The sequence below is a fragment of the Deltaproteobacteria bacterium genome, from assembly GCA_011773515.1.
GTDB lineage: Bacteria > Desulfobacterota > Deferrimicrobia > J040 > J040 > WVXK01.
Genome location: WVXK01000057.1, coordinates 64,505 through 65,364 on the forward strand (window position 1 = coordinate 64,505; position 860 = coordinate 65,364).

The following is an 860-nucleotide window of genomic DNA, read 5'->3' on the forward strand; positions in this document are numbered from 1 at the left end:
ATTCCGCATTCCGAAATCCGAATTCCGAATTACCATCCATACCGATGCGTTACTCTGTTGTTTCTTCCTTCCCGGAACAGGAGGGTATCGTCTTTTCCACCTCGAGGTCCACCGAAAATTCCTCCTGGCTTTGAACGTATCGGGCTGTGAGGGAATATGCCTGCTGCTCGAGGGGTATTGCTTCGTAGCGGTATCCGTTTTCCACCCACCCAAGGACGTAGCGGCGGGAAAACTCGGAGACGCCCAGAAGGCGGTACTGGACGACGTGGACGATTTCGTGAAAGAGAAGGGAAAGGGGTGGCGGCCCGCTGAGAAACCTGCTGCTCAGGAGTACCGTATCGACGAAAACGATGCCCGCCGCCCTGCGAAAGTCCAGCAACGGTATCTTTCTGCTCGTGAGAAGGGTTCCGTAGAATGCGGGATTTTCGATGAGGGGCACACGCACGATCCTGACGGATTCGAGCGTTTCCGGGATAAAGAATGGCGCAAGAGAAGCGCGTGTTTCGGGAGGAAGTGGCTTCCCGCGAGGATGATACTGCTCCCGTTGCCTTTTTATCCAGGCGCTCCCCATCCGGATCAGATAATATGTCGTATTTTCCGAAAGCCTCACGGGTACTATTGTCTCTGATTCGGCCTGGAAACTGCAAGCCGCGCTGAACAGATGAAAATCGACAGTGACGGGACCGAAAAGGAAAAGTCCTGGGTCCAGAGTTCCGGGTCCCCAGAAACCGGTTTCGAGTTTCGCGTTCAACCGGAAACCGGAAACTGTCTTTATTCCGCATTCCGAAATCCGCATTCCGCATTACCAACACGCAGAAAAACCGAGATCACGCAATCGAAAAGCATCTGTTGCCCTCTTC

2 protein-coding genes (1 of these 2 cut by a window edge) are annotated in these 860 nt (G+C 53.7%); both read right to left on the reverse strand.

What is annotated here, in order from left to right:
- Nucleotides 1-49: 49 nt before the first annotated feature.
- A complete protein-coding gene (locus GTN70_06180; protein ID NIO16572.1) occupies nt 50-439 on the reverse strand; it encodes a hypothetical protein in 390 nt (129 codons plus the stop codon).
- A gap of 388 nt (nt 440-827) precedes the next feature.
- Nucleotides 828-860, reverse strand: partial view of an SDR family NAD(P)-dependent oxidoreductase gene (locus GTN70_06185; protein ID NIO16573.1) — the 3' portion only. 2,928 nt of this gene lie beyond the right edge of the window; 33 of the gene's 2,961 nt are visible here — the last part of the coding sequence; the start codon falls outside the window, past its right edge; it ends in the stop codon at nt 828-830.